The organism is Massilia sp. NBRC 108631, assembly GCF_059704565.1.
In genome coordinates, this window is the sequence record NZ_BAAKJE010000272.1 from 42,247 (window position 1) to 49,296 (window position 7,050).

5 protein-coding genes and 1 pseudogene are annotated in these 7,050 nt (G+C 64.1%); 2 read left to right on the forward strand and 4 right to left on the reverse strand.

Going from position 1 to position 7,050, the window contains the following annotated elements:
* Position 1: 1 nt before the first annotated feature.
* Complete coding sequence (locus AC6H42_RS30400; RefSeq protein ID WP_057156599.1) at positions 2–1,402, forward strand: multicopper oxidase family protein; 1,401 nt, start codon at positions 2–4, stop codon at positions 1,400–1,402.
* A gap of 18 nt (positions 1,403–1,420) precedes the next feature.
* Here the strand turns inward: AC6H42_RS30400 and AC6H42_RS30405 are convergent, their stop codons facing one another.
* The gene (locus AC6H42_RS30405; protein WP_082551951.1) at positions 1,421–2,164 is read right to left on the reverse strand and encodes a substrate-binding periplasmic protein; all 744 of its coding nucleotides are present in this window, start codon (positions 2,162–2,164) and stop codon (positions 1,421–1,423) included.
* A gap of 177 nt (positions 2,165–2,341) precedes the next feature.
* Between AC6H42_RS30405 and AC6H42_RS30410 the strand changes: the two genes are divergently transcribed.
* On the forward strand, positions 2,342–4,321 hold the full coding sequence (locus AC6H42_RS30410) for a sialate O-acetylesterase (protein WP_497549663.1): 1,980 nt from the start codon (positions 2,342–2,344) through the stop codon (positions 4,319–4,321).
* Here AC6H42_RS30410 and AC6H42_RS30415 read toward each other — a convergent pair.
* From AC6H42_RS30415 to AC6H42_RS30425, 3 genes and pseudogenes are all read right to left on the reverse strand, one after another.
* Positions 4,318–5,559 (reverse strand): DUF418 domain-containing protein, encoded by a 1,242-nt coding sequence (locus AC6H42_RS30415; protein ID WP_497549664.1) that lies wholly within the window; start codon positions 5,557–5,559, stop codon positions 4,318–4,320. The genes AC6H42_RS30410 and AC6H42_RS30415 overlap by 4 nt on opposite strands.
* A gap of 84 nt (positions 5,560–5,643) precedes the next feature.
* Positions 5,644–6,159, reverse strand: a complete 516-nt coding sequence (locus AC6H42_RS30420; RefSeq protein WP_082551952.1) for an MgtC/SapB family protein — start codon at positions 6,157–6,159, stop codon at positions 5,644–5,646.
* Positions 6,160–6,402: 243 nt separating this feature from the next.
* Positions 6,403–6,669: pseudogene (locus AC6H42_RS30425) on the reverse strand (LysR substrate-binding domain-containing protein); the annotation flags it as partial.
* Between the last annotated feature and the right edge of the window lie 381 nt (positions 6,670–7,050).

Here is a 7,050-nt window from a genome sequence, read left to right on the forward strand (position 1 = left end):
CATGTTTTCACGCCGAGACTTTTTCAAGGGCGCCGGCGCGGTCGCCGTCAGCGCTGCCGCCGTCAGCAAAGCCGGGGCCGCGACCCTGCCCGAAGCCATGCTGATGGACAGCCCCAGAACGGTGGTGCCGCCGCCACCGCCCAACGGCCGCCCCTTCAATCCGGTAGTCACGTTGAACGGATGGTCGCTGCCATGGCGCATGAACAACGGCGTCAAGGAATTCCACCTGGTGGCCGAACCGGTGGTGCGCGAGCTGGCGCCTGGCATGAAGGCAAACCTGTGGGGCTATAACGGCCAGTCGCCCGGCCCGACCATCGAAGTGGTGGAGGGCGACCGTGTACGCATTTTTGTCACCAACAAGCTGCCCGAGCAGACCAGCGTGCACTGGCACGGCCAGCGCCTGCCGAACGGCATGGACGGCGTGACCGGCCTGACACAGCCCGGCATCGCGCCCGGCAAGACCTTCGTCTACGAGTTCGTGGCCAAGCGTCCCGGCACTTTCATGTACCACCCGCATGCAGACGAAATGACGCAAATGGCCATGGGCATGATGGGTTTCTGGGTAACCCACCCGAAAGATCCCTCCTTGCACGCGGTGGACCGAGACTTCGTATTCCTGCTGAGCGCCTACGACGTCGAGCCGGGCAGCTACACGCCGAAGACCAACACCATGCTCGATTTCAACCTGTGGACCTTCAATAGCCGGGTGTTCCCGGGCATCGATTCTCTGCACGTGCGGCAGAACGACAAGGTGCGCATCCGGGTCGGCAACCTGACCATGACCAACCATCCGATCCACATGCACGGTCACGAATTTGTCGTCACCGGCACCGACGGCGGCTGGACCCCGCCGGCGTCGCGCTGGCCGGAGGTCACGACCGACATCGCCGTGGGCCAGATGCGCGCCATCGAGTTCGTTGCCACCGACCTGGGTGACTGGGCGCTGCACTGCCACAAGTCGCACCACACCATGAACGCCATGGGGCACGGCGTGCCCAACCTGATCGGTGTCGACCATCGCGGCGTGGCAGAGAAGATCAACAAGATCGTGCCGGGCTACATGGTCATGGGTGAGAAGGGCGGCTCCATGGGCGGCATGGAAATGCCGCTGCCGGAAAATACGCTGCCGATGATGACGGGCGAAGGCCCGTTCGGCGGCGTGGAGATGGGCGGCATGTTCACCGTGCTGAAGGTACGCAAGGACCAGAAGCGCGGCGACTATTCCGATCCGGGCTGGTACAAGCACCCGGCCGGCACGGTAGCCTACGAATGGACCGGCGAGCTGCCCGCGCCGCAGCGCAGCGCCAGCGCCGGCGGGCAGTCCATGCCGCTGGTGAAAAAGCCGGACGTCGAAGTTACAGTGCGCAAACCGTCGGGCGGCAATGGCCATCACGGGCACTAAGGCGCCACGGCCCTGCGGCTAGAACCACTTCTTCTGCAGGGCCGCGAAGGTACCGTTGGCCTTGACGGTTTCCAGCCCCCTGCGGAAGCGCTCCACCAGCAGGTCATCGGTCTTCGTGCCGAACGCCATGTAGCTGCCGCCGCTTCCCAGGTCGGCGAGGTGCAGCACGCGCGCCAGCACCTGCGACGGATCGCCGCCGTCACGCCGCACAATGTCGGTCGCGACCATCTCGCTCATGGCCCACAAGTCGACGCGCCCCAGCTTCAGCTTTTCGTAGGTTGTCCTCGGCAAGGCATTGCCGTGCAAATGACGGCCCTTGACGAAGCCCCTGGATTCCAGATACTGCTCGCGCGCGTCGCTGTTGATGGTGCCGATCTTGTAGTTGCGCGCGTCGCCGAGATTGTCCAGCTTAAGCTTGCGTTCGCGCAGGGCGAACAGATAGGAGCTGTCGGGCGGCGAGACCACGCCGACCCACTTGAACAGATGCTCCCGCTCGGCGGTTCGCATGATGGAGAAGATCAGCACGTTCTCGCTGTGCAGCGCGGTCGCGTAGGCGCGCGCCCACGGCATGATCTGGATGCTGGCCTGCACATCGATTTCCTTGAGGACCGCCTCGACGACCTCGGTGCTGAAGCCGGTGACCCTGCCGTTTTCCAGAAAATTGACGGGCCGGTTTTCCTCCGTGACGCAGGTCACCGTGATGCCCGCGTTCACGGCGGTGGCCCAGCATAGCAAACCCACCCAGAGCAACAGGCGAAGCATCTTGACCCCCCAGTATTCACTCAAGATACATTGTACGCGCGTTGCAATCGGATTTTCCAAGGCCATCGAGCAAAAAATATAACGCACCTTGGCGGTTTTAGTGATGGTGGTGGGCTGTTCCACGGAGCGAAATAACGCCAAACTTCACACTACCGACACCACCCATCCTATACCCGTATGAATGAACACTTCCGCACCCGCCTGGCCGGCCTGGCCGTCATCCTGATTGCCTCGTCGCCCTGGCCGGCGGCGCGGGCGCAGGCAGCGGCGCCCGCCTTCGCAGCCGTTTTCAGCGATCACGCCGTACTGCAGCGGGGCGAGCCCTTGACCGTATGGGGCACTGCGGCGCCCGGGCGGCGCGTCATGGTGAACCTGGGCGGCACGGCTGCCGAGGCCAACGCCGGGACGGATGGCCGGTGGCGCGTGGCCTTGCCTGCGATGACGGCCGGCGGCCCCCATGCGCTGGCAGTAAGCGACGGCAGCGGCGCAACGACGCTCAAGGACATCATGATCGGCGACGTCTATCTGTGCGGCGGACAGTCGAACATGGCGTTCCCGGTACGGCTCTCCACCGGCGCATGGTCTGATTTTCCCGCCAATTCCGAATTGCGCTTCCTGAACATTCACATGGCCAGCGAGCCCGCCCGCCAAGATGACCTGAAACGGCCGGCGGAATGGAAGGTGGTCACGTCGAAGAGTGTGGGCGAAGCCTCTGCGGTGTGCTACTACATGGCACGCAGCCTGCAACAGAGCCAGAAGGTGCCGGTCGGCTTCATCGGGGCAACCTGGGGCGGCACCACCATACAGGGCTGGATTGGGCCGTCGTCGCTGAAGACATTGCCGGCCTATGCCAGGCAGCTGGCTGCGCTGGCCGATATGGCCAGCAATCCCGTCAAGGCGATGGCCGACGAAGCGCGCCGGCACGAGCAGTGGTGGGAAGCGCACGACCCGCAAGCGAAGGCGCAGCGCACCTGGAGCTCGCCCGGCTTCGACGATTCGGCATGGCCCAGCCTGACGCCGAGGGGATCGTGGAAGGATGCCGGCGTTCCCGCGCTGGCAGGCTTCGACGGCGCCGCGTGGTTCCGCACCACCGTCACGCTTGACGAGGCACAGGCGAAAGCTGCCAACGCGATTCAGCTCGGCCCCATCGATACTTATGACAGCACCTGGGTTAACGGCGTGCGCGTTGGCGGCGGCAGCACGGCGTGGGTGTGGCGCGACTACGCCGTGCCGGCAGGGGTGTTCAAAGCGGGCCGCAATGTGATCGCGGTCCGGGTTCTGGGCGGCGCCAGCGGAGGCGGGCTGACAGGTGGACCGGAGAACCGCGCCATCAGGACGGGTGACGGGAACTTGATTGCCTTGCCAGCGGCATGGAAGTACCAGCTTGGCATGCGCGCGAAGGGCTTGTCGATCCCGCCTTCGCCGTGGGACATCCCGACCAGTTTGTCAACCCTGCACAACGCGATGATCGCGCCGCTGGCCGGCTACAAGTTCAAGCTGGCCGCGTGGTACCAGGGCGAGTCCAACGCAGGGCAGCCCAGCGAGTACGAGACTTTGTTGCCGTTGCTGATTGCCGACTGGCGCAAGACCTTTGCCCAGCCGGAGCTACCATTTCTCGTGGTGCAGTTGTCGTCGTTCGGCGGCGTGGCGGCACAGCCGGGGGAGTCGAACTGGGCACGCTTGCGCGAGGCCCAGGCCATGACCGTCCGCAACGACCGGCGTGCCGGCTTGGCGGTCTCCATCGACGTGGGCGACCGCACCGACATTCATCCACCGCAGAAAGCCGTGGTCGGCGAGCGGCTGGCGCTGGCGGCCCGCGCACTGGCCTACGGTGAAGCGATTGCGCCCGGTGGGCCGGAAGCAACCGGCGTTACGCGGTCCGGCGACGACCTGTTGGTCAAGTTCAGGAACACCGGCGGCGGCTTGCGCACCTACAGCGCCGGGCATGCGATCGGCTTCGAAACCTGTACCGGCAAAGCTTGCCGGTACGCGCTGGCGGTGGCGCAAGGCGACACTGTCGTACTGAAAGGGGCCAACCAGCCAGGCACGACCCATGTGCGCTATGCCTGGGCCGATGCGCCCTATGTGAACCTATACAGCACGGACGACCTGCCGGCGGCGCCGTTCAAGATGGAGCTGACCAGGACCGTCGACTAATTCTGCACGGCCTTGAGGCCGCCACCGGTGCTGCGGCCGGCCCAGGTGGCGCGGTGCCACAGCGCTTCCAGCGGCCCTTGTTTATGCCTGCGCAGCCACCAGACGCTGAACCAGCCTTGCAGCAGTGCCAGGCCAAGCCCGATCAGCAGCGACTGGCTTGCGCCGGTGACCTTGTACAGGCCCAGGCCATAGCCGTAGTAGATGAACGATCCCGCCACTGACTGCGTGAAGTAACTGGTAAGGCTCATGCGGCCCAGCGGCGCGAAGATGCTCACGAGGCGCTCCCGGGTGCCGCCCTGAAACAGCAGCACGAAGCCCGACACCAGTACGAGCATGAAAGCGAGGTTCGACCAGGTGGCAAGCATGACCGATAGCGGCTCGCGCACTGCCTCGCCGGAGACCAGGCCGCGCAGTTCGGACTTCAGGAAGAACAAGGGAAGGAACAGCAGCGATGCCGCCAGCAGGGTCCTGGTCCAGAAACGCCTGCTTTCGGGCGAGGGCACAAACAGCGACAAGCGTCCGGCCAGCATGCCCAACATGAACAGCGCCGGCATCTGGAACATGCGCCCGTTTTCCCAGCTCCACAGCAGCGCCGCCATCCTGCCGTTGGTGAAATTGCCGTACAAGGTGGCAAGGAGCGAGTCGCCGCGAAGGTAGGCGGCACCCCTGCTGAAATAGGCCCAGGAAGCCGGGTCTGCCAGCTTGAGTTCGGGATGCTGCAGCGCGTTGATCAACGCCAGCCACTCCATCGGCTGCAGCATCAGCACCAGCGCGATCAGGAAGACGGTCTTGTTGGCCAATCGCGCAACGGGAATCAGCAGCAGCCCGACGGTGGCGTAAAAGGCGAGAATATCGCCCTGGTAGAACAGTGAATTGAGCAGGCCAAACCCGAACAGCAGCATCAGGCGCCAGGCGAAGCGTGTCCGGAAGTCCTCGCCGCGCTGTTGCCGGGCATGCAGCTGGATGAAGAAGGTGACGCCGAACAGCAGCGAGAAAATGGCGTACGATTTGCCGCCAAAAAGGAAGAAGATGGAGTCCCAGACCGCCGAATCCAGTGACTTCAGCCATTCCGTCAGGCCTGGCGGCCGGTAGATCAGGTCGAAATGCTCGACGTTATGCACGAGCATGATAGAAACGATGGCGAAGCCCCGCAGGGCATCGATCACATCAAGGCGGGCAGGTATGGCGGGCGTAATTTTCATCGCGGACGATGCTAAACGAAATGCGCGCGGCCGCAAAGTGAAATCGGCTGATGCTCAAAAATTATAAGCGGACATGGCCGGTTTCAAGCTTGACGGCGCGGAGCAGGGCGGCCGGAGGACTCACTTGGGCACCGTATCGTCCTGCTTCTCGCAGTGGTCGGCAGGCTTGTTCTTCCCCGCCCGCCCATGACGCAGCATGGACAGGATCGCCAGCGCGAACAGGGCGCTCAGGACTGCGGTCGCCTCGCGGCCCATGCCGGCCGCCACACCGACGGCCGCCGTCAGCCACAGGCCGGCTGCGGTTGTCAGTCCCGTGATCTGGTTTTCGTTCTCTTGCTTGAGGATGGCGCCGGCGCCGATGAAGCCGATGCCGGCCGTCACCCCTTGCAGTACCCGCGACACGTCCGTTATTGCCATCCCGGCCTGCAGGGGAACCAGCACGAACAGCGCCGATCCGAGCGACACAAGCATATGGGTGCGCAGCCCGGCGGATGCGCCGACAGACTCGCGCTCGTAGCCCAGTATCGCGCCGAGCGCCACCGCCACCGTCAGGCGGATGCAGACGCGGGTGATGTCGGAGACGTCACCCAGGTCGGAGAACTCCTGTTCGACGGTTGTCCAGATCTTCGCCCACATGCCAGCCTCAATGAGTTGCTTCGATGGTGAATTGTAGAGCAGTGCGGCACGGAGCAACGCCACGGAGGCGGCGTACCGCAGCCAGGCTGGTCCGACGTAGCCGAAGCGTACCGGTCGAAGGCAGGGCGGGCGAACAGGCGGGCGTCGCCGGCCGTGTCCTGATCGAGCCCGAATCTCGCTGAGTTAAACTGGATCGGCCGGCATGCCCTGCGCATCGACGCGCAAGGCATGCCATGTATGTCGCTACCTCGCGGCTTCCTCCAACAGCCAGCCCCGGAATGTCACCAGCCGCGGCAAGCCAGCCGACTCGGGGCGGTACACGATGTAATAGGCCAGCGGCGACTCGAACGTGATATCGCCGCACAGTCGCACCAGCCGCCCCGAGGCGATGTCGTCGTGCGCCATCACGCTGCGCGCCATCGCCACGCCATGGCCTTCGACCGCCGCCTGCAGCACTGCGGCCGAGTTGTTGATCTGCATGCCGCGCGAGGTCGGGGCATCGTGCACGCCCGATGAGTGTCAGAAGGTGTTTCGGAATCGCTCGATGGGTTCCACGCCGCCGGCGCAATTAGAGCTATTTCCATTTGACCCGTTGTCTAAGTCGGAGCGACTTGAGATGTACCAGCTGATTCGGAACAGCTACTGGCATTTGCACAATCTGCGTGGCGGGCGTTTCGGGGAGGCTTGCCGTCGGAAGCAGTACCGGCTGGTGGCAGTCCAAAAAAAAACGCCTGCTGTTGGCAGGCGTCTGAAAGCGTGAAGTGTTGGACCTTTTAAAGTGCTGCAGGTGAACCGGACCGGGATATTGAGAGGCGCCTCGGTTTGAGTCATGCCGGGATGGCTTGACTCGATAGTTGACGATAGTAGTTCATTTCAGCTTCGGCCGGTGGA